Origin of the sequence: Staphylococcus sp. Ze2 (assembly GCF_048568365.1) — a bacterium.
GTDB lineage: Bacteria > Bacillota > Bacilli > Staphylococcales > Staphylococcaceae > Staphylococcus > Staphylococcus xylosus.
In genome coordinates this window covers 2,240,065-2,261,909 of sequence record NZ_CP183486.1, presented here as the reverse complement: position 1 = coordinate 2,261,909, position 21,845 = coordinate 2,240,065, and the positions used below count along the sequence as shown (strand labels likewise).

Annotated in this window: 20 protein-coding genes; 14 read left to right on the top strand and 6 right to left on the bottom strand. The window is 32.5% G+C overall.

Going from position 1 to position 21,845, the window contains the following annotated elements:
* Window positions 1-295: 295 nt before the first annotated feature.
* The 3 genes from yjbH to ACM591_RS10610 all read right to left on the bottom strand — a co-directional run bounded on the left by yjbH (window position 296) and on the right by ACM591_RS10610 (window position 2,145).
* Window positions 296-1,084: a protease adaptor protein YjbH gene (gene yjbH / locus ACM591_RS10620; protein WP_326025685.1), complete on the bottom strand. Its 789-nt coding sequence runs from the start codon at window positions 1,082-1,084 to the stop codon at window positions 296-298.
* A 17-nt stretch (window positions 1,085-1,101) separates the two neighbouring features.
* Window positions 1,102-1,473 carry a truncated hemoglobin YjbI gene (locus tag ACM591_RS10615; RefSeq protein WP_029379146.1) on the bottom strand — a complete coding sequence of 124 codons (372 nt, stop codon included), beginning with the start codon at window positions 1,471-1,473 and terminating at the stop codon, window positions 1,102-1,104.
* An 87-nt stretch (window positions 1,474-1,560) separates the two neighbouring features.
* Window positions 1,561-2,145: a CYTH domain-containing protein gene (locus ACM591_RS10610; RefSeq protein ID WP_029379145.1), complete on the bottom strand. Its 585-nt coding sequence runs from the start codon at window positions 2,143-2,145 to the stop codon at window positions 1,561-1,563.
* Window positions 2,146-2,333: 188 nt separating this feature from the next.
* Here ACM591_RS10610 and ACM591_RS10605 point away from each other — a divergent pair, with 188 nt between their 5' ends.
* The 7 genes from ACM591_RS10605 (at window position 2,334) to fabI (ending at window position 9,447) form a co-directional block, all read left to right on the top strand.
* Window positions 2,334-2,681 (top strand): hypothetical protein, encoded by a 348-nt coding sequence (locus ACM591_RS10605; protein ID WP_326025686.1) that lies wholly within the window; start codon window positions 2,334-2,336, stop codon window positions 2,679-2,681.
* 16 nt (window positions 2,682-2,697) lie between these two features.
* The gene (locus ACM591_RS10600; protein WP_017722299.1) at window positions 2,698-3,333 is read left to right on the top strand and encodes a GTP pyrophosphokinase; all 636 of its coding nucleotides are present in this window, start codon (window positions 2,698-2,700) and stop codon (window positions 3,331-3,333) included.
* Between the two features lie 11 nt (window positions 3,334-3,344).
* Window positions 3,345-4,154: an NAD kinase gene (locus ACM591_RS10595; RefSeq protein ID WP_029379143.1), complete on the top strand. Its 810-nt coding sequence runs from the start codon at window positions 3,345-3,347 to the stop codon at window positions 4,152-4,154.
* Entirely contained in the window at window positions 4,154-5,008 is an 855-nt protein-coding gene (locus ACM591_RS10590) for an RluA family pseudouridine synthase (RefSeq protein ID WP_038678240.1), read from the top strand. Before ACM591_RS10595 ends, ACM591_RS10590 begins: the two co-directional genes overlap by 1 nt.
* Window positions 5,009-5,035: 27 nt before the next feature.
* Window positions 5,036-6,421 (top strand): magnesium transporter, encoded by a 1,386-nt coding sequence (mgtE, locus tag ACM591_RS10585; RefSeq protein ID WP_029379141.1) that lies wholly within the window; start codon window positions 5,036-5,038, stop codon window positions 6,419-6,421.
* Between the two features lie 9 nt (window positions 6,422-6,430).
* Window positions 6,431-8,275: a monovalent cation:proton antiporter family protein gene (locus ACM591_RS10580; RefSeq protein ID WP_029379140.1), complete on the top strand. Its 1,845-nt coding sequence runs from the start codon at window positions 6,431-6,433 to the stop codon at window positions 8,273-8,275.
* A gap of 401 nt (window positions 8,276-8,676) precedes the next feature.
* Window positions 8,677-9,447 (top strand): enoyl-ACP reductase FabI, encoded by a 771-nt coding sequence (fabI, locus tag ACM591_RS10575; RefSeq protein WP_326025688.1) that lies wholly within the window; start codon window positions 8,677-8,679, stop codon window positions 9,445-9,447.
* A 345-nt stretch (window positions 9,448-9,792) separates the two neighbouring features.
* Here fabI and cozEa read toward each other — a convergent pair whose 3' ends face one another.
* Complete coding sequence (gene cozEa / locus ACM591_RS10570; protein WP_029379138.1) at window positions 9,793-10,878, bottom strand: lipoteichoic acid biosynthesis protein CozEa; 1,086 nt, start codon at window positions 10,876-10,878, stop codon at window positions 9,793-9,795.
* 334 nt (window positions 10,879-11,212) lie between these two features.
* Between cozEa and ACM591_RS10565 the strand changes: the two genes are divergently transcribed.
* From ACM591_RS10565 to ACM591_RS10555, 3 genes are all read left to right on the top strand, one after another.
* Window positions 11,213-12,784 (top strand): alanine/glycine:cation symporter family protein, encoded by a 1,572-nt coding sequence (locus ACM591_RS10565; RefSeq protein ID WP_029379137.1) that lies wholly within the window; start codon window positions 11,213-11,215, stop codon window positions 12,782-12,784.
* 95 nt (window positions 12,785-12,879) lie between these two features.
* Window positions 12,880-13,626 carry an esterase family protein gene (locus tag ACM591_RS10560; protein ID WP_029379136.1) on the top strand — a complete coding sequence of 249 codons (747 nt, stop codon included), beginning with the start codon at window positions 12,880-12,882 and terminating at the stop codon, window positions 13,624-13,626.
* Between the two features lie 85 nt (window positions 13,627-13,711).
* Window positions 13,712-14,221, top strand: a complete 510-nt coding sequence (locus ACM591_RS10555; RefSeq protein WP_029379135.1) for a YjcG family protein — start codon at window positions 13,712-13,714, stop codon at window positions 14,219-14,221.
* A 385-nt stretch (window positions 14,222-14,606) separates the two neighbouring features.
* On the opposite strand, the gene ltaA is transcribed toward ACM591_RS10555, so the two are convergent.
* On the bottom strand, window positions 14,607-15,794 hold the full coding sequence (gene ltaA / locus ACM591_RS10550; RefSeq protein WP_326025690.1) for a lipoteichoic acid biosynthesis MFS flippase LtaA: 1,188 nt from the start codon (window positions 15,792-15,794) through the stop codon (window positions 14,607-14,609).
* Window positions 15,772-16,947, bottom strand: coding sequence for a diglucosyl diacylglycerol synthase (locus ACM591_RS10545; RefSeq protein ID WP_029379133.1), 1,176 nt, complete (start codon window positions 16,945-16,947; stop codon window positions 15,772-15,774). Before ACM591_RS10545 ends, ltaA begins: the two co-directional genes overlap by 23 nt.
* A 441-nt stretch (window positions 16,948-17,388) precedes the next feature.
* On the opposite strand from ACM591_RS10545, the gene ACM591_RS10540 reads away from it, so the two are divergent.
* From ACM591_RS10540 to ACM591_RS10525, 4 genes are all read left to right on the top strand, one after another.
* Window positions 17,389-18,873 carry a UDP-N-acetylmuramoyl-L-alanyl-D-glutamate--L-lysine ligase gene (locus tag ACM591_RS10540; protein WP_029379132.1) on the top strand — a complete coding sequence of 495 codons (1,485 nt, stop codon included), beginning with the start codon at window positions 17,389-17,391 and terminating at the stop codon, window positions 18,871-18,873.
* Window positions 18,863-19,102: a YueH family protein gene (locus ACM591_RS10535; RefSeq protein WP_029379131.1), complete on the top strand. Its 240-nt coding sequence runs from the start codon at window positions 18,863-18,865 to the stop codon at window positions 19,100-19,102. Before ACM591_RS10540 ends, ACM591_RS10535 begins: the two co-directional genes overlap by 11 nt.
* A gap of 12 nt (window positions 19,103-19,114) precedes the next feature.
* Entirely contained in the window at window positions 19,115-20,677 is a 1,563-nt protein-coding gene (locus ACM591_RS10530; RefSeq protein WP_029379130.1) for a peptide chain release factor 3, read from the top strand.
* 363 nt (window positions 20,678-21,040) lie between these two features.
* Window positions 21,041-21,838, top strand: a complete 798-nt coding sequence (locus tag ACM591_RS10525) for a TerC family protein (protein ID WP_029379129.1) — start codon at window positions 21,041-21,043, stop codon at window positions 21,836-21,838.
* Window positions 21,839-21,845 lie beyond the last annotated feature (7 nt).

The following is a 21,845-nucleotide window of genomic DNA, read 5'->3' as shown; positions in this document are numbered from 1 at the left end:
ATTAATCACATAACAAACATACCCCTTTGTTTGAAGTGAAAAATTTCTCCCATCCCCTTTGTTTAGCGCCGTGTAATCAGACACGGCGTTTTTTTTATACCCTTTTTTAATAATTATTTTAAAAATGAGTACGATTGAATAACTATTCAATCAACTTTGAGTAGAAAAATATAAAAAAACCGATGATTTTTACAGTATTGTAGTAAAAATCATCGGTTTTAATTTAAGTAGTTCAATTTATGTCTATATCAATTTAATAAAGACTAATTGGTTATAAGGTTAAAACTTAGAATCATTAATTTTTAGCTTTCCAAAATTTACCATCTGGAGACTTAAGTTTTTCAATCTTTTGTTGGATTGCTAATTTTTTAAGTTCTTTATTCATTAGTTTCTCTGGCCACTCATATATTGTTAATAACTCTTCTTTAGTAACTAATTGTTGTTGTTGAATATATTCTTCAAGACTCGGTGGTAATTCTTTTTCAATTGTTGAACCAATGAGTTCGTTAATAATATAAGTGTAAATATGATAAGGATATAATCCTTCTACTTTTAATCCTTCTTCATGTACGTCCTCGCTAAAGAATACGAGGGAAGGGGCTTCTTCGATTTCCATTTCTCGTGCGATATGCAAATCTACTTGTAAGCTATCTTTTAAATAGTTACTTTGCAAATCTTCTTTAAAAACTTCGTAGTCTAGTCCTGCGTTACTGATACAATTATTAACCATCGATTCTGTAATAATATCTCGCTTGGGTATAATTTCATTTTGTACAAGATGTATAAATCGCTCCGCACGTATGCGCCCCTGAAGTTCAGCGGCTTTATATGCAAGTGCGATATTATCTAGATCAGATGTACTTTGCGCTTGGCATTTTGTCAAAACGCGTAATGAAGGGTTCAATATATGTCTAATGCTTAGATATTGTTTATACTCAATGCGTAATTTAGAAAGGATTGCAGATAATTTAAAACATTCCTTACTGAATGGATCAAAAAAGGAATAAATTTCTATCTTACTAACAGGTGAAAGATTTACATCTTCACGACTATTGGGTTGTATTAATCTTAATTCTTCAGTCATGTCTATTCCACCTACAATTAATTTTCGGAATTAACCATGTGATTCGCTGTTAAACGTAATCTCTCGTATAAATAATCACCGACACCTTCGGGAAAATCAGCATGCTGTATAGCTTTATACATATTTTCTAGCCAAGCATCACGTTCATGATTTGTTATAATAAAATCTAAATGACGTCTTTTCAACATTGGATGACCATGTTCTTGTGTATAAAGATTTGGACCACCTAAGAATTGTGTTAAAAATTGTTTTTGTTTTCTGCTTGTTTCTGGAAAATCTCCAGGAAACAAGTGACTAATTCTACTATCTTGTTCTACTAAATAATAAAAGTAATCAATCATATCATATAAGGCTTCTTGGCCAATGATTTCATATGGTGTTTGCGTCATAATATCACCGTATCCTGTTAATATAATACTAATATAACATGAATTTTTACATTTGGAAGTAATTCGACTTCTTACAATTGCATGTGATTAATTATGATATAAATTTGATTTACGATTAAAAAATCTTTGTACTTTATTAGCTGGAATTTCATGTTTCATATCAAATTTTTCAAGAATTGATTTAAATTGAATTAGACCTTCATCATAATCTTCGACTTCGTATTCTAATTCAAAATCTTCAAAATCTAGATAAGTACTTTTATCCAGTACAAGTAAGTTTCCATTTATTTCTTTCTCTAAGCGTTCCGTTTTAAGTGAACCAAGAATAATTAATTTAGTTAAATCAATATCCATCTTTGTAAGTTGATCTGCAATTTCAGAAGGTAATGATTGTTCTGGAATAGGTTTGTTTAATTCTGGAACGACATGTGTTTCAAAATTGTATTCAGTAAGACCAACTTCAGCTGGTATTTTTAATGTCATCTCTAAGTATTCATCCTTCACTCGAATTCTTAAAGCTGATTTGTGGTCTTTTAAATCAAAGTCTGGCGTATCAATATAGAAATTTGTTTGTTTAAAAGGTTCAATTTCGTTGAAATAAGTTTTATGGATAACATTGTATTGTTTTTCTGTTAACAATTGTTTGAATTCAATCTCATTATTTGTGGCCACTATAATCTCTCCTTCTGGTGCGTATATTACTTTATTTTAAAACACTTTTTATTTAATTTAAATTGAACTGCATTTATGATGACATAAATAGATGAAATTGATGTATTGATGTTGATATAACATTATGTTGTAACGTGTTATGTAGTGTGAAATTATGTTAAAATGATGAAGAATAAGGAGGAACAAGCATGCGTATTTATGTGAATGAAATAAAAATTACAGAAGATAGTATTAATTGCTATACAGAACAATCTACAGAAGGTTTTCAAGAAGCAGGACAAATGCTTGTTGATAGTGATAATTACAGCTTTGCATATATTTTAGACGACGGTCAAAACTATTCTTACTTGATATTTGTTCAAGAAACGTGGTCTATGTTACGTGAAAACAAAGGTAAAAAAATTATTGTTAATGACGACTTAGAATTAAAACAATTCGAAAATGAGTTTAATTACATACTGGATAATATTCAAGGAAATTCAAATTATGGTAAGGAGTTTGTTTCCGTTGTAGAGGATATTTTCGAATTAGATTGAAGCGGAGTGAGGCACAATGAATCAATGGGATCAGTTTTTATCTCCATATAAACAAGCAGTAGACGAATTGAAAATTAAATTAAAAGGACTTAGAAAACAATATGAAGTAGAAGATAATGCATCTCCTATAGAATTTGTAACAGGGCGAGTCAAACCCATGACAAGCATTATCGATAAGGCTAATAAACGTCAAATTTCTTTTGATCGCTTACATGAAGAAATGTACGACATTGCAGGTTTACGTTTAATGTGCCAATTTGTTGATGATATTGATATTGTGGTTAATTTATTAAGACAGCGTCAAGATTTTAAAGTTGTAGAAGAACGGGATTATATTAGTAATACCAAGCAAAGTGGTTATCGTTCATTCCATGTTATTATTGAATATCCTATTGAAACATTAAATGGGGAAAAGAAAATATTAGCAGAAATTCAAATTAGAACGTTAGCAATGAACTTTTGGGCAACGATAGAACATACTTTGAGATATAAATATGATGGAGATTATCCACCAGAGATTCAACATCGATTGGAAAGAGCTGCAGAAGCGGCATTTTTGCTAGATGAAGAGATGTCAGAAATTAAAGAAGAAATTCAAGAAGCTCAGAAATATTATTCTAAAAAGCGTGCGAAAAAGCATAATAATGACTAGGGGATGTTACGATGCGTTATACGATTTTATCTAAAGGTGATTCAAAATCGAATGCTTTAAAACATAAAATGATTAACCATATGAAAGATTTCCAGATGGTTGAAGACCCGGATAATCCAGAAATCGTCATTTCTGTTGGGGGAGATGGAACACTGTTACAGGCTTTTCATCAGTATAGTCATATGCTATCACGCTGTGCGTTTGTAGGTGTTCATACAGGGCATTTAGGCTTTTACGCTGATTGGGTGCCACATGAAGTTGAAAAACTCATAATTGAGATTAATAACTCTGAATTCCAAGTCATTGAATATCCTTTATTAGAAATTATTGTGCGCTATAATGATAATGGATACGAGACACGTCATTTAGCATTAAATGAAGCTACTATGAAAACTGAAAATGGTTCTACTTTAGTTGTCGATGTGAATATTAGAGGTAACCAATTTGAACGCTTCAGAGGTGATGGTTTGTGTATTTCTACGCCATCAGGTTCTACAGCATATAATAAGGCGCTAGGTGGTGCACTGATACATCCCTCATTAGAAGCAATGCAAATTGCTGAAATTGCATCAATAAACAACCGTGTATTTAGAACGGTGGGTTCTCCTTTAGTATTGCCAAAACACCATACCTGTTTAATAACACCAGTCAATCATGATACTATTTTAACGACGATTGACCACGTTAGTATAAAACATAAAAATGTCAATGCGATACAATATCGCGTAGCCAATGAAAAGATTAGATTTGCTAGATTTAGACCATTTCCATTTTGGAAAAGAGTTCATGACTCGTTCATTTCAAGTGGAGAAGATGAATAATGAAATTTACTTATATAATACAGCGGCCAGAAATGCTGCGCACATTTTTACAGCAACAAAACTTTTCTAAACGGACGATAAGCGCCATTAAGCATAATGGCGCTTTATTAGTTAATGGACAACCAGTTACTGTCAGAAAGCAATTAGCTATAAATGATAAATTGGAAGTATTTTTAAGTGATGAAACACCAAGCTCTAATTTAAAACCATATAGCGACGCATTAAATATTTTATATGAAGATTCATATTTAATTATTGTATCGAAACCTGCCCAACAAAATTGTGCACCTTCTAGAGATCACTTACATTTTAGTTTAGTAGAGCAAGTGTTAGGTTATTTTAATGATAGAAAGTTATCATTGACCCCACATATTGTTACGCGTTTAGACCGTAATACTTCAGGGATTGTTGTGTTAGCAAAGCATGGATTTATTCATCATTTGATGAGCCAACTTAAAATCGATAAAAAATATCTATGTATTTGTCAAGGTATATTAGATGGCGAAGATTTAATTGATGCTCCCATCGCAAGACATCCAGATAGTATTATACAGCGCCAAGTCAGTGGGTTAGGAAAGGCCTCACAGACTAGATATATAGCACTTGAACATACTAGCAATCACACCTTATGTGAAGTGACTTTGCTGACAGGAAGAACACATCAAATACGTGTGCATTTTCAACACATTGGTCACCCCTTAGTAGGTGATGATTTATATGGCGGTAAAGATGAAACTTATCATCATCAATTATTACGTTGTATCCAAATATCTTTTATTCACCCAATTAAAAAGCAAAAAATTATAATAAACGATAGATATGACACGATTGAAACTATATTCAATATGATATAATTTAAAAGAACTATGGAGGTGGGGCTAATGGCTAATGAAAAAGAGTCAATTACATTAGAGGATGAGAAAGTTTATGATAAAGTATTGCTAGATGATTTGTTGGTTAATAACCATATAGACGAATTTAGAGATGAATTCTTATCTATGCATACATATGAACAAAGTGAATACTTTGAAGATAGTGATGAAGATATTCGACAACGTATCTTTGAAGTACTATCACCAGAAGAAGTTGCCGACTTCTTTGAACAATTAGAAATCGATGAAGATGAATACGAAGCATTATTTGATACGATGGATGCTAATTATGCTAGTAAGATCCTAGAAGACATGTCTTACGATAATGCCGTAGATATTATGAATCAGTTGTCTAAACAAAAAACAGTTAGTCTCCTCACATTAATGAAGCGTGAAGACGCTAAAGAAATCAAAGCATTATTACATTATGATGAAGATACTGCTGGTGGTATCATGACTACTGAATATATCTCATTGAAAGCGACAATGCCTGTAAAAGAAGCGCTTATTCATGTAAAAGAACAAGCCCCTAATGCAGAAACGATTTATGTTATTTTTACAGTGAATGATGATAAGCAACTAGCCGGAGTGCTCTCACTTAGAGACTTAATTGTAGCTGAAAATGATGCATACATTGAAGATATCATGAGTGAACGTGTCATTAGTGCAAATGCAGCCGATGACCAAGAGGATGTAGCTCAAAAAATGAGAGATTACGATTTCATTGCGATGCCAGTTGTCGACTATCAAGACCATTTGCTTGGTATTATCACAATCGATGATATTTTAGATGTTATGGACGAAGAAGCAAGCGAAGACTACTCTCGTTTAGCCGGTGTCTCAGACGTTGATGCTACAAATGATTCTGTAATTAAAACAGCTAGAAAAAGGTTGCCATGGTTGATTATACTTACATTCTTAGGAATGATTACCGCGACAATTTTAGGATCATTTGAAGATACACTATCAAAAGTTGCATTATTAGCTGCGTTTATTCCAATTATTAGTGGGATGTCCGGAAACTCAGGCACACAATCGCTTGCCGTTTCTGTTCGTAATATTTCAACAGGTGAAATTGATGAACAAAGTAAATTTAAAGTTGCATTAAGAGAAACTGGTAGTGGATTTTTAAGTGGATTGGTCTGCGCAATCTTGTTATTTATCATTATTATGGTCTTATATGGCCAACCAATCTTAGCAACTATTGTAGGCAGTAGTTTAACAATCGCGATGACAGTGGGTACATTAGTAGGTTCAATGATCCCATTAGTTATGAACAAATTAAAAATTGATCCTGCAGTCGCAAGTGGTCCGTTTATCACTACAATTAATGATATTGTCAGTATGTTGATTTATTTTGGATTAGCAACATCATTTATGTCTTACTTAACATAAGGGGGTTATATGGAATTTGTATCACTTGTTGTCGTAGTTTTAGCGGCATTTTTCACACCAATTATAGTCAATAGGCTGAGGATTACATTTTTACCTATAGTAGTAGCTGAAATATTAATGGGTATTATTATAGGTCATTCTTTTTTGAATTTAGTAGAACGTGATTCAATACTTAATATATTATCGACTTTAGGTTTTATATTCTTAATGTTTTTAAGTGGTTTGGAAATTGATTTTAAAGCCTTTAAAAGAGACAAAAGTTCAACTAAAAAAGAAGAAAAAGCTAAAAAGCAAGAACCAGGTCATTTACAACTTGCCATAGTTGTATTTTTGTTTATTATGATTATATCTATTGTCTTTGCATACATGTTCAAATGGTTCGGCTTAATAGATGATGTTTTACTAATGGTTATTATTATATCTACGATTTCATTAGGTGTCGTTGTACCAACATTAAAAGAAATGAATATCATGCGTACGACAATTGGACAATTTATCTTGTTGGTCGCTGTATTAGCAGACTTAGTAACAATGATCTTATTAACAGCATACGGAACGTTACATGCTTCAGGTAATACATCCTTGTGGTTAATCGGTAGTTTAGTGGTATTTACAATTGTTTTTTACTTTTTAGGTGGTTTCTTCAAGAAAGCACAGTTCTTGCAAAAATTAATGGATGGTACCACTCAAATCGGTATACGTGCTGTCTTTGCACTTATCCTATTATTAGTGGCTTTAGCTGAAGGTGTTGGTGCAGAAAACATACTTGGCGCGTTTCTAGCGGGGGTTGTAGTCTCTCTTCTTAATCCAGATGAAGATATGGTTGAAAAGTTAGATTCGTTTGGATATGGTTTCTTTATTCCAATCTTCTTTATTATGGTCGGTGTAGATTTAAATATCCCTGAGTTGATTAAGGAACCGGCATTATTGCTGATTATTCCGTTTCTAATATTAGCTTTTCTAATATCTAAATTGATACCAGTATTTTATATACGTAGATGGTTCGATATGAAAACTACAATTTCTTCTGCATTTTTACTAACATCTACATTATCATTAGTCATTGCTTCTGCTAAAATTGCAGAACAACTTGGCACAATTTCGCCAGAGATATCTGGTATTTTGATATTAAGTGCCGTTATCACTTGTGTATTTGTACCAATTGTCTTTAAGAAAATGTTCCCAATGCCTGACGAAGCAACAAGACAGATTGAAGTAAGCTTGATAGGAAAGAATCAATTAACTATCCCAATTGCTCAAAATTTATCTTCACAACTGTATCAAGTTTCCCTGTATTATCGAAATGATTTAAGTGATAAACGTAAATTATCTGATGCGATTTCAATGATTGAAATTGCAGATTATGAAGAAGGATTACTTGAGCGTCTTGGCTTATTTAAGCGTAATATTGTTGTATGTTCGACAAACGATGACGACATTAACCGCAAAGTAGCATTAATGGCGAAAGCTCATGGTGTGAAACGAGTTATTTGCAGATTAGAATCTAGCTCTAATGATGAGGCTCTAAATAGAGAAGGTATTGAAGTGTTTAGTAGCTATATGAGTAATAAGATTTTATTAAAAGGCTTAATAGAAACGCCTAATATGCTTAACTTGTTAAGTAATGTCGAAACATCATTATATGAAATTGCGATGTTAAATCATCAATATGACCAAATTCAACTGCGCAATTTCCCATTCGGTGGGGATATTATCTTTGTTCGTATTATTAGAAATAACGAATCTATTGTCCCGCATGGCGATACTCAGCTACGATACAGAGACCGCGTTATTGTTACAGGTTCTAAAGAATATGTTGACGAATTGAAACGTGAATTAGAGTTTTATTATTAAAAGATCAGGACAATAACTCATCTTTTATCTCATATTATCTAACAAATCATATATTTAACTTTTAAAAGCGAAGGCTAAGGCATATCATCTAGAAATGTCTTAGCCTTCGCTATATTAAAACAAATTTTATAAAAGTAGTATTTTGTGAGAATGACTATTAAATTCATCTTACATAAATGTATGTTCGTATCTTTTTATCATATTCCTTATAAGATGAATATTTCAATTTAGCCATGTAAACGCATAAAAAATTCAATTGATATTAAAATAAATTGTTTATTCATTATAACCAATGTTAAAATAAAGAATGTTGATATTGGTATCGAGTAAAAAAGTATATATCTGTGTCATCTGAATTCGAACCAGTAAAAAATGAAAATTTAAATAAAGGAGTTATTTTCATGTTAAATTTAGAAAACAAAACTTTCGTCATTATGGGTATTGCAAACAAACGTAGTATTGGTTTTGGCGTTGCTAAAGTATTGGACCAACTTGGTGCAAAATTAGTATTTACATACCGTAAAGACCGTAGTAAAAAAGAATTAGAAAAATTAGTTGAACAATTAAATCAAGAAACACATCATATGTATCAAATTGATGTTCAAAGTGATGAAGATGTAGTAAATGGTTTTGCTGAAATTGGAAAAGAAGTTGGCAACATAGCTGGCGTTTACCATTCGATTGCATTTGCAAATATGGAAGATTTACGTGGTCGCTTTATTGATACATCAAGAGATGGCTTCTTATTAGCACAAGATATAAGTTCTTATTCATTAACACTTGTATCACGTGAAGCCAAAAAACTTATGCCTGAAGGTGGTAGTATTGTAGCTACAACTTATTTAGGTGGCGAATTCGCAGTTCAAAATTATAATGTAATGGGTGTTGCAAAAGCAAGTTTAGAGGCAAATGTTCGTTATTTAGCATTAGATTTAGGACAAGAAAATATTCGTGTTAACGCGATTTCAGCTGGACCTATCCGTACATTGAGTGCGAAAGGTGTAGGTGGATTTAATTCCATTTTAAATGAAATTTCAGAACGTGCACCGTTAAAACGTAATGTCGATCAAGAAGAAGTTGGTAAAACTGCAGCTTATCTATTGAGTGATTTTTCAAGTGGTGTTACCGGAGAAAATATTCATGTAGACAGCGGTTATCATATCGTTAAATAATATTATGAAATCTCATAATAAATAACACTACAGTTAATATATTATAAAATTTGGCGTTGATATGGGGCGACTTCTGTGGGAAGGGCGCTATATGAAGCTGTAGGTAAGACAGTATCTAAAGAAAACATGCATAAAAAAACTGCCAACAAAGTCGTGGACCTATGTCGACAGCCTGAAACCTCTGATACTTAGTATTAGAGGTTTTTGTATTAAAAAATTGAGATCAGGGCAGGCATTTATTATGACCTCAATATATAAATTAAAGCACCTAGACGATTTGTCTAGGTGCTTTAATTTATAAGTCGAAATTTAACACTGATATCATAACTAAGCTATTATTTTATGCTATTCTTTAACATCACTATTAGCTTTTTCTATAATTTGCTGTCTGTATTGGAAAACATTACGCACAATCGTTTTAATTACTGCGTAAAGTGGGACAGCTACAAGTATTAGGCCGAAACCACCGAGATTACCAGCAGCTAAGATGACAACAATGATTGTTAATGGATGAATATTTAAAGATTTACCCATAACATTTGGTGTAATAACATTACCTTCTAATTGTTGAGCAACTAATGTGATAATACATACCCATATAAATGTAGTTGGACTTTGAATAATTCCGATAATGGCTGCCGGCGCAAATGCCATCCATGGACCAAGGAATGGAATCATATTAGCTACACAGGCAAACATAACTAATAATAATGTATAATTCAAACCAATAATTGAATATCCGATATATAAGATAACACCTAAAATAATACTAACTGTTACTTGACCTTGAATATAAGACTGTACTGTATGATTTAAATCTTTTAATAAATCAACAATAAAAACTTTTCTATCACCTTTAAATAGTTTAGCAATAAAAGGTATAAAACGTTCATGGTCTTTTAACATATAAATTAAGAAAAATGGCACCATGATAAGTAAAAATAGTGTTGAGATAAATGAAGTTAAATAACTAAATGAATTAGATAATATATCTGCAGTACTATTACTCATAGATTGAACCATTTTATTTATTCTATCTGTTACATCAGCAGGTAATCTTTCCATTTGATCTAAAGCAAAGTTGATAATATATTGAATTTCATGCTGTAATGCTGGTATTTGATTGATTAAGTTTTCAATTTGCTCTGCAATTGGTGGTGCGATAAACCTAATAATGATACCGATAATGATGAATAAAGCGATAAAGATAATTGTTATGCTAGCCCAACGTGGGACTTTGTTTTTTTCCAATATTTTTTGAAAAGGTAAGCAAATATAGAATAAGAAGCCACTTAATAACAATGGTAATAATACCGATTGAATAATAATTACAAAAGGTACAAATACACTATGGACTTCCATGACTAATTTGATTAGTAAAAACAGGATTAATAAAGCGATGCCTGTTCTAAACCAAACCTTATTTAGCATAGGACAGTTCCTCCTAAATTCTTTTTTAAGTACTATTAAGTATATCTCAAATAAACAAAGAACAAAAGATGAAAATAGAATTCAATAATTTCTGTGGCACAATTATAAAAAAATAGAAAGTTATTGTTATAATTCGGAGTTATTTGTGTTAAATAGTGTAAAACTATTTCGATATTATAATATAGTTATCTGGAAATTTAATATAAATTATTTTATATAATATATAAAGTGTGAAAAGTATAACTTAATGAATACGTTGCGCGGAATATTATATATGTGTATAATAATGAAAAATATATCATTTTACATAATGGTACAACAAGGGGGATACGTTATGTTAGAGGGCTTACTTACGTGGTTGTATGATATTGTTTGGAGCAAACCTTTAGTTTATGGTTTATTGCTTACAGGAGTATTATTTTCATTTATGATGCGCTTTTTCCAAATTAGGCATTTTAAAGAAATGATACGCTTAATGTTTCAAGGGGAAAAATCACCGACAGGTATTTCTAGTTTCCAGGCAATTGCTTTATCTTTAGCAGGGAGAGTAGGGACTGGTAATATTGTAGGTGTTTCGACAGCTATATTTATTGGGGGGCCTGGTGCCATATTTTGGATGTGGGCATCAGCATTTTTAGGGGCAGGTAGTGCGTTTATTGAATCTACACTTGGACAAATTTATAAACGTGAAGAGAAAGGTCAATATCGAGGCGGTCCAGCATTCTATATTGAATATGGTATTAAGGGGAAATTAGGAAAGATATACGGTTTAATATTTGCAATCGTTACTGTTATATCAGTGGGGTTATTATTACCAGGTGTACAGTCTAATGCTATTTCAAGCTCGATGAAAAATGCATTCAGTTTAGAACCTTGGATAGTGGCAATATTCTTGGCGCTTTTAATTGGTTTAATCATATTTGGAGGTATTAAGTGGATTGCAAATGCAGCAACTGCAGTAGTACCATTTATGGCAATTGCGTACATTTTAATGGCAGTAATAATTATATTCATAAATATTGAACAAGTTCCAGCTTTATTTGCATTAATATTTAAATCTGCATTTGGTTTTGAAGCAGCCTTTGGAGGTATTGTAGGGGCTATGATTGAAATTGGTGTTAAAAGAGGTCTATATTCAAATGAAGCAGGACAAGGTACAGGTCCACATGCTGCGTCAGCAGCAGAAGTATCTCATCCAGCTAAACAAGGATTAGTACAATCATTTTCAGTTTATATAGATACATTATTTGTCTGTACAGCAACCGCTTTAATTATTTTACTTTCAGGTACATATAATGTCACTGATGGTGGTTCGATGTCAGACGGTAAAGCGAGTATGATTAAAGACAATGGTATATTTGTAGAAATGTCCAATGGTGATAAGGATTATTCAGGTACAGCAATGTATGCACAAGCTGGTATTGATAAAGCCTTCCAAGGCAGTGGATATCACTTTGATCCTACATTCTCAGGATTTGGATCATACTTTATTGCAATTGCGTTATTCTTCTTTGCCTTTACAACAATACTGGCATACTATTATATTGCTGAAACCAATATTACGTACTTAACTAGACGAAGTTCGAAGAGAACTACTTTTATATATATTAATTTTATAAGAATCGTTCTGATTTTAGCTACAGTATATGGTGCAGTTAAAACTGCGGATTTAGCATGGATGATGGGTGATTTGGGTGTAGGTATGATGGCTTGGTTAAATATTATTGCTATTTGGATACTACATAAGCCAGCAATCAATGCACTGAAAGATTATGAGAAGCAAAAGAAAAAACTTGGATCAGGTAAACGAGCAATTTATAAACCAGATCCTAGTAAAGTACCGAATGCTGTTTTCTGGCTAAAAGATTACCCACAGCGACTAAAAAAAGAAAAAATTGATGATTAACTCATTATTCAATTTGTAAAAATTAAGTTGAAATATTTTAAAATCATGCGTCTCTTGGTACAATGTCTATAAGACTACTAGGGGGCGCATGATTTATGTATGACTTTCAACCAGGAAATATCAATAAGATTAATTTTCCTAGCGATATTTTAGATAGAGATGTGACATTATCTATCTATTTACCTAAGGATTTTACAGCATTATTTAAATATAAAGTTGTTTTTTGTTTCGATGGCGCAGACTTTTTTGCTTTTGGCAGGATTCATCGTACTTATGAAAAGTTAAGAGAAACCAATGAAGTTGAGCGAGCAATTTTTGTAGGTTTTCATTATGAAGATGTTGATAAAAGAAGGGCAGAATTTCATCCGCAAGGCGCTCGTACACCATTGACTGTGAAAGCTATGGCTAATGAAATATTGCCGTTTATAGATAAGACCTTCCCAACATTCAAAGTAGGTAATGGGCGTGTTTTATTAGGAGATAGTTTAGCTGGTAGTGCTGCATTAATTACTGCATTGTCATACCCGCGTGTATTTAGCCAGGTAGGCTTATTAAGTCCGCAACATGATGAGGCTATTCAAACATTAATTGAACGTTGCCAATTTAAAGATCAGCTATCAATTTGGCATGCGATAGGATTAGAAGAAGGGGATTTCAAGTTACCTACAACCGGTAAAACGGCAGATTTTTTAACGCCAAATCGCGAATTAAATTCTATTATTAAAGCAAACGGTTTTACGTATCACTATTTAGAATTTGAAGGTGGACATAGATGGAAGTCATGGCAATATTTGCTTGATGAAATGTTAAAATATTTTTTATCTGATAATATTTCATTTTAATATTCTGAAATAAATTGACTTTAGAGTAACGAATTTTTCAGAAATTTGATATAATGTAATTATGTTAAACAAAGGAGGAATTTAAATGATTTTAGGATTGGCATTAATTCCGTCAAAAGCATTTCAAGATGAAGTGAATGCATATCGTAAGCGTTATGATGCTCATTATGCGTCTATTATGCCGCATATTACGATAAAGGGGCAATTTAAAATAAACGATGGTGATTTAGAGTCTGTAAAAGAGACAATCAAATCAAGAATCGAAGGCATTCCAACAGTTGATGTTCACGCAACAAAAGCATCTAATTTTGCGCCGATAACAAACGTTATTTATTTTAAAGTTGAAAAAACAGAAACTTTAGAAAACTTATTTAATCAATTTAACAAAGGCGATTTTTATGGGGTGGCAGATCATTCGTTTGTTCCACATTTTACTATTGCCCAAGGATTAACGAGTCAAGAATTTGAAGATATCTATGGACAATTGAAGTTAGCGGGGATTGACTATAAAGAAACTATTGAGCAACTTTCATTAGTTTATTACGATGAAAAAGAAGATAAATGGAAAGTTTTAGAAGACTTTAATTTAGCATAAACGTGTTCCATTTTGATTAATGTCTAAACATAGCATGATTAGACATTAAAAATATAGGGTTTGTGGAATAAATGCCCATCTCCCAAATAAGAGAGCTAATCAACTTAGGTTAGCTCTCTTTTGTATTTAAAATAGTATAATTTTCTCAGTGTATCCCCTTCGTGTGCCTGAACAAGGTTTCATGAAACTAAAAAGCATCAATTTCTATAAGTTTTTAATAGAAATTGATGCTTTTTACTAACGATTTTTTATGTCTCATGTTCTCAATTTTTTTTATTATTATAACTCATGTGTACATCTAAGTTTGAGGGTGGCTAATAATTTTTATAATAAATTGTATATGCTCAATAATACTTTTCTATAAACATTAAAATTTATGAATAATTTAAGTGTGCTTTCTAAGTTTGATAAAATAGATGCCATAAAAGACAGCTAGGAATAAGAATACAAAAGCTGAAAAGTAAAATGTGTTGTTTACTGAATTTGAAAACTCAGTAATTAAACCGCCGACTAGTGGTCCTATCATAGATCCAAAACCCTGAACACTATTAAATACACCCCATGTTTCTTCTTGTTCATCCAAATGAATATGACTTGCCATGAATGTATTCCATGCTGGCAGCAAGATACCATACATGAGACCAATCAATACTGCTAAAACCCAAACTAATGTAATTTCTGTAATTAGTGATAAAGCAAATATCATGAGTGTATAGAGTACAAAGCCGCCAAATATTACACTATACATAAATAATGTGCCATGATTATCAATTATTTTAGATAAGAACAACATTGAAATCGCACAGCCAATACCACCAAATACGATTGCCATCGTATATTCTACTGTGGATACACCGACAACTTTTGTTGCATATGTAGGTAATATAGGAACAAGGGCAGTAATTGAAGCACCTTGTAGCAAAATACCAGGAAACAGAATTAAATGTCGTTTTGTAACATTTACTATCTGACCTAATTGCTGTTTAACAGGGCGAGTATTATAATTTGTGAGTCTAATTTTTACAAAATAATATAATATCCATGCAATTAATACAACAAGAGACATTAGAAATGCGAATTGCGTCGGATGAAATTTAAATATAATATTCATACCAACCATACCTACTAGTAGGCCTAGCAACCAAGAGAAATATACGTAGCCCATTTGTTTACCGCGATTCTTTTCATCAACGCTTGCTAACATAATTACCCATATTGGGCTTACAGCAATACCTAACAAGATTGCACTTATGATTAATACTATTGGTGAAGTAGGGAACCAAACCACTAAAAATAAACTAGCAAAAGCAAGTAAAAACCCTAAAGTTAGTACAAATTTTGCACCTAAGCGTTTAAGTAAGAAACCAATAACGAAATTTGTAGCTGCATCCGAAATAAAATGTATAGAAATAGCGATAGATGTTATACCTACTGCGATTGAAGTTGCTGTTGGCAGTAACGATAAATAACTCAAAATATACATTCCTCGAGCAAATTCCATTAAGAATAAGATGATTAACATGATTATAAAATTTTTACTTGTACCATGATTATTTAACGAAGAGCTTTGCATATAAAGGAACCTTTCCGTAAACTTCCTCGTATCGAGATGAATGATTAAGTAAGTTTAATAAATCTTTACATAATTTATATGTTGAATACGGGATTCTAGAAGAATCCATTGCTTGTGACATTGCAGCTAATTTAGCTGGTTCATTTGTTAATGTAGCAACTTGTTCTATTGCCGCCTCAGGTGTAAGCGCTATGCTTCCGAAGCCTTTTTCTTCAAAATAAACTGCATTTTCAAGTTCTTGTCCGGGCGCGGGGTCTAAGAAAATCATTGGTATTTGACGCGTTAATGCCTCTGATATCGTGATACCACCTGGTTTTGTAATCATCAAGTGACTTGAAGCCATCCATTCATTCATATGTTTTGTGTAACCTAAAATAAGTACGTTATCGTTAGCTTTAAATTGACTAGATAACGAACGTTTTAAGTCTTTATTTTTACCACAAATCATAACTACTTGTGCATGAGGACTTCTGTTCAAAATTTCTTGTATCATTTGACCGAATCCTTTTGAAACTCCAAATGCACCTGCAGACATTAATATAGTAGGTTTGCTAGGATCCAACTTATTTTGACGCAACCAATCTTCTTGATTGATATCCGCTTCGAATTTGTCTGAAATTGGAATTCCTGTTACTTTTAACTTATTTCGAGGGATGCCAATGCTTGCAAACTCATCTTTTAATTCCTCTGTAGCAAGGTAATATTTATGTGAGTGTGGTGTAATCCAGTTTTTTTGCATGCGATAGTCTGTCATGACTGTTGCTATAGGTATGTTCATATCAAATTGTTCAGTTAATACAGACATAACCGGTGTTGGAAAAGTTAGTAAAATAAGATCTGGTTTTTCTTTTAAAAGTAAATTCATTAATTTATTAAGTCCATAGTATTTATAGAAACATTTATCTAATTGGTCTGGTTGACTATAGTAAAAAGCTTTATACATATTCCTAAAATATTTAAAACTATTAATGTACCATTTTTTACAAATAGAAGTCAGAATCGGGTGTGCTTCTAAAAATAAATCATGTTCAATAACTGTTAAATTGTCTAGATTCATTTCGTTAAATTGGTTTACTACGCTTTGCGTAACTTGTAAATGCCCGTTACCAAAAGATCCAGTAATTATCAGTATTTTTTTATTTTGAGTAACCATTAAAAGCCACCCTCCAATAGTTTATATTTAGCTCAAGGTAATTTTAACGTATTTACTTGAGGTGTGAAAGAAAAAACACACAATTAATTTTGATTATATCATTTTACAAACACTTGTGAAATGATTCATACTAAATTGGGAAATTAAAATTTAATAAAATAAAGTTGTTATATATCTATATAATACCACTTTCGCCAGGACTATAAGCTTATATTCTGCAAATAACAAAATATATAGAAAGAATTAACACTTTGATAACATATAGTTAATGTTCTTAAAAATAAGGATTATAAAACTTAGGTAAATAGTACTTGAGTATATTTAAATGAATAATCAACTTAATACAATAGGAAGAAATTATAAATATCAAACCATTAGATTCTATAAAAACAGTCGGAAATGTGTATAATAGAAGTATTGGAAATAAAGGAGCGATATATGTTGGAAGCAAATGTGTTGTTTGAAAAAATTAGAGTGAAACAAGTTTTCGGCACGTTAGATAGAAATATAACAGATATAACAACTGACTCTCGTACTGCACAACGAGGTAGTATATTCGTAGCATCGAAGGGTTATACAGTAGACAGTCATAGATATTGCCAAGATGTGGTGAATCAGGGGTGTGAGGTTATCATTGTTAACCAAAAACAACAAGTTCTAGGAGATGTAACGCAAGTCGTTGTCCCAGACACTTTACGTGTAGCAAGTTTGTTAGCTAATATGTTATTCAATTATCCTAGTAAGCAACTCGTAACATATGGTGTGACAGGAACAAATGGTAAAACTTCAATCGCTACGATGATACATCATATCTATAGAAAATTAAATAAAGGCAGTGCTTACTTAGGAACAAATGGGTTTCAAATAAATGAGGTTAAATCAAAAGGTGCAAATACCACCCCTGAAACTGTATTATTAACAAAGAAAATAAATGAAGCAGTTGAAGCGGACGCTGAAGCAATGACATTAGAAGTATCTAGTCATGGTTTATCTTTAGGTCGTCTTCGTGGTGTAGATTTTGATGTAGCTATTTTTTCAAATTTAACACAAGATCATTTAGATTTTCACGGCACAATGGAGTCTTATGGACATGCTAAATCATTACTATTTAGCCAATTAGGTGAAGATTTATCACAAGATAAATACGTGGTGTTGAATAATGATGATGCTTTTTCAGAATATCTAAGCTCTGTAACACCTTATGAAGTATTTACTTATGGTGTCAATAATGATGCACAGTTTACAGCGGAACAAATCGAAGAATCATTACAAGGTGTCAAATTTATCTTTAATACGCCTGAAGGAAAATTTCATGTCCAATCACCTTATGTAGGTCTGTTTAATGTTTCTAACATTATGGCTGCTATGATCGCTGTGTGGAGTAAAGGTATTGAGTTAAGTGAAATTGTAAAAGCTGTTGAAAATTTAGAACCTGTAGAAGGAAGATTAGAAGTATTAGATCCTTCATTACCAATTGATCTAATCATAGACTATGCACATACAGCAGATGGCATGGATAAATTAATTGATGCGGTTAAGCCATTTGCTAAACAGAAATTAATTTTCTTATGTGGTATGGCAGGTGAACGTGATCTGACTAAGACACCTGAAATGGGACGTGTAGCATGCCGAGCAGACTATGTTATTTATACACCCGACAACCCTGCAGACGATGATCCTAAAAAATTAACACAAGAATTAGCTAAAGGCGCAACACATGATAACTATATTGAATTTTATGATCGTGCAGAGGGCATAAGACATGCTATAGATATTGCTGAGCCAGGAGATACTGTGGTATTGGCTTCAAAAGGTCGAGAACCATATCAAATTATGCCTGGCCACATCAAAGTACCGCATCGTGATGACCTTATTGGATTAGAAGCTGCTTATAAAAAATTTGGTGGAGGTCCCCATGAAGGTTAAGAAAATCAATTTCAATGACATTCAGGCTAATGTGTATATATATGAAAATGTAGTTGAGCAATTGTTTCTTATAGCAATGCCTGAAATAAATTGGTCATTAGAAGTAGAATCAACTTTAAATGAAGATGATATGAAAGAGGAACTTGTGATACACTTATTTACATTACTTGACGAGTCAACAGCTTCGCATTTTGCTGATGACATCGTTAAATGGATATTTGAGAATTAAAGGAGATTATAAATGAATATAAAGGAAGAAGTAGAATCAAGAAAAACCTTCGCAATTATTTCTCACCCAGATGCTGGTAAAACAACACTAACAGAAAAATTACTGTTGTTTGGTGGCGCAATTAGAGAAGCAGGTACGGTTAAAGGTAAAAAAAGTGGGAAGTTTGCTACAAGTGACTGGATGAAAGTTGAACAGGAACGTGGTATTTCTGTTACCAGTTCAGTAATGCAATTTGATTATGATCATTACAAAATAAATATTTTAGATACGCCGGGTCACGAAGATTTTTCTGAAGACACATACAGAACTTTGATGGCGGTAGACAGCGCAGTTATGGTTATTGACTGTGCAAAAGGTATTGAAGCACAAACATTAAAGCTATTTAAAGTTTGTAAAATGAGAGGTATCCCTATTTTTACATTTATTAATAAGTTGGATAGAGTAGGGAAAGAACCGTTTGAATTGTTAGATGAAATAGAATCTACATTAGATATCGAAACATATCCTATGAATTGGCCAATTGGAATGGGTCAAAACTTTTTCGGAATTATTGATAGAGAATCCCATACAATTGAACCGTTTAGAGATGAAGAAAACATCCTACACTTAGACGATAATTATGAACTCAAAGAAGACCACGCTATGAAAAATGATAGTGCCTTTGCCCAAGCAATTGATGAGCTTATGCTAGTTGAAGAAGCGGGTGAAAACTTTGATAACGAAGCATTATTAAAAGGTGATTTAACTCCTGTATTCTTTGGTTCGGCATTAGCAAACTTCGGTGTTCAAAATTTCTTGAACGCATACGTAGACCACGCGCCTATGCCAAATGCACGTCAAACAAAAGAAGATATAGAAGTAAGCCCGTTTGATTTAGATTTTTCAGGTTTCATATTTAAAATCCAAGCAAATATGGATCCGAAACATAGAGATAGAATCGCTTTTATGCGTGTTGTTAGTGGTGCATTTGAACGTGGCATGGATGTTAACTTGCAAAGAACAAACAAAAAGCAAAAAATTACTCGTTCAACGTCATTTATGGCGGACGATAAAGAAACTGTAAATCACGCGGTGGCTGGTGATATTATCGGACTATACGATACAGGGAATTATCAAATTGGTGATACGCTAGTTGGTGGCAATCAAAAATTTAGTTTCCAAGAATTACCACAGTTTACACCAGAATTATTTATGAAAGTATCAGCCAAAAATGTGATGAAGCAAAAACACTTCCATAAAGGTATTGAGCAATTAGTACAAGAAGGCGCAATCCAATATTATAAAGCATTACACACGAATCAAATTATCATCGGCGCTGTAGGACAGTTACAGTTCGAAGTGTTCGAACACCGTTTGAAAAATGAATATAATGTGGATGTTGTTATGGAGTCAGTTGGTCAAAAAATTGCGCGCTGGATAGAAAACGAAGAAGACATCAAAGATAAGATGAGTTCTACACGTTCTATTTTAGTAAAAGACGTATATGATAACTATGTATTTTTATTTGAAAATGAGTTTGCTACAAGATGGTTCGAAGAGAAATTTCCAGAAATTAAATTATATGGATTGTTATAAATTTTGTTTTTGTGTATAATGACCATATTAATAGAATACCTATGACTATGTAGTCAGAGGGGAGTAACTTAACTAAAGTTAAATTGATATATGAAGCATGCAAGTATTGCCTATATATAGTTGAATGCATATTGATATATACTTTTTAACTTAGTCATTTTTATCGTCATTACGAAGTATAATACTTCCGGTAAGATGGGCAGAATAAAACTGTCGAGTGAGACCTTTGCTAACAGTGTATATTATCTGTGAATTGTATTTAATTTACTATATGTTTATTAAAATACGATGAAGAGGTGCCACATGCATTGACTTAGCTTAGGTCTCTATTTTTATGTAAAAAAACTAAAGGAGATGTCCTATATGGATCCGAGTTTGATTTTACCTTACCTATGGGTGTTAGTAGTGCTCGTATTTTTAGAAGGTTTATTAGCTGCAGATAATGCAGTCGTAATGGCAGTAATGGTTAAACATTTGCCGCCGGAACAACGAAAAAAAGCGTTATTTTATGGTTTGCTTGGTGCTTTTATATTCCGTTTCATATCTTTATTCTTAATTAGTGTTATCGCACATTTCTGGTGGATACAAGCACTAGGTGCTTTATATCTATTGTATATGTCTATACGGAATTTGATATCCTTCTTTAACGAAAAAGATCATGATAACAACGAAGGAAATGATGATCATCACTTTGATGAATCTGGAAAAGAGATACATGCAAGTGCTAAATCATTTTGGGGCACTGTGTTAAAAGTAGAATTTGCCGATATAGCTTTTGCAATTGACTCAATGCTTGCGGCACTTGCTATAGCAGTTACCTTGCCGACAGTGGGTATCCATTTTGGTGGCATGGATTTAGGCCAATTTATAGTTATGTTCTTAGGTGGTATGTTAGGTGTTATCATTATGCGTTTTGCTGCAACTTGGTTTGTAAACTTATTGAATAAATATCCTGGTTTGGAAGGTGCAGCGTTTGCGATTGTTGGTTGGGTAGGCGTCAAATTAGTTGTTATGGTGCTTGCTCACCCTGATATTGGAGTGTTAGATGAGCATTTCCCACATGGAGTTTTATGGCAGTCCATCTTCTGGTCGATAATGATCTTATTAGTTCTTATCGGATGGTTAGGTTCTGTTCGTAAAAATAAACAACAAGAAAAATAAACTTGAT

Excerpts from the sequence above, each read along its gene's own strand:
- ACM591_RS10615 (WP_029379146.1), bottom strand. The coding sequence starts at position 1,473 with ATGACGCAAACACCATATGAAATCATTGGCCAAGAAGCCTTATATGAT.
- ACM591_RS10555 (WP_029379135.1), top strand. The coding sequence starts at position 13,712 with ATGATTTTAGGATTGGCATTAATTCCGTCAAAAGCATTTCAAGATGAA.
- ACM591_RS10590 (WP_038678240.1), top strand. The coding sequence starts at position 4,154 with ATGAAATTTACTTATATAATACAGCGGCCAGAAATGCTGCGCACATTT.
- ltaA (WP_326025690.1), bottom strand. The coding sequence starts at position 15,794 with ATGCAAAGCTCTTCGTTAAATAATCATGGTACAAGTAAAAATTTTATA.
- ACM591_RS10530 (WP_029379130.1), top strand. The coding sequence starts at position 19,115 with ATGAATATAAAGGAAGAAGTAGAATCAAGAAAAACCTTCGCAATTATT.
- cozEa (WP_029379138.1), bottom strand. The coding sequence starts at position 10,878 with ATGCTAAATAAGGTTTGGTTTAGAACAGGCATCGCTTTATTAATCCTG.
- ACM591_RS10560 (WP_029379136.1), top strand. The coding sequence starts at position 12,880 with ATGTATGACTTTCAACCAGGAAATATCAATAAGATTAATTTTCCTAGC.
- fabI (WP_326025688.1), top strand. The coding sequence starts at position 8,677 with ATGTTAAATTTAGAAAACAAAACTTTCGTCATTATGGGTATTGCAAAC.
- ACM591_RS10580 (WP_029379140.1), top strand. The coding sequence starts at position 6,431 with ATGGAATTTGTATCACTTGTTGTCGTAGTTTTAGCGGCATTTTTCACA.
- ACM591_RS10600 (WP_017722299.1), top strand. The coding sequence starts at position 2,698 with ATGAATCAATGGGATCAGTTTTTATCTCCATATAAACAAGCAGTAGAC.
- mgtE (WP_029379141.1), top strand. The coding sequence starts at position 5,036 with ATGGCTAATGAAAAAGAGTCAATTACATTAGAGGATGAGAAAGTTTAT.
- ACM591_RS10525 (WP_029379129.1), top strand. The coding sequence starts at position 21,041 with ATGGATCCGAGTTTGATTTTACCTTACCTATGGGTGTTAGTAGTGCTC.
- yjbH (WP_326025685.1), bottom strand. The coding sequence starts at position 1,084 with ATGACTGAAGAATTAAGATTAATACAACCCAATAGTCGTGAAGATGTA.
- ACM591_RS10565 (WP_029379137.1), top strand. The coding sequence starts at position 11,213 with ATGTTAGAGGGCTTACTTACGTGGTTGTATGATATTGTTTGGAGCAAA.
- ACM591_RS10535 (WP_029379131.1), top strand. The coding sequence starts at position 18,863 with ATGAAGGTTAAGAAAATCAATTTCAATGACATTCAGGCTAATGTGTAT.
- ACM591_RS10545 (WP_029379133.1), bottom strand. The coding sequence starts at position 16,947 with ATGGTTACTCAAAATAAAAAAATACTGATAATTACTGGATCTTTTGGT.
- ACM591_RS10595 (WP_029379143.1), top strand. The coding sequence starts at position 3,345 with ATGCGTTATACGATTTTATCTAAAGGTGATTCAAAATCGAATGCTTTA.
- ACM591_RS10605 (WP_326025686.1), top strand. The coding sequence starts at position 2,334 with ATGCGTATTTATGTGAATGAAATAAAAATTACAGAAGATAGTATTAAT.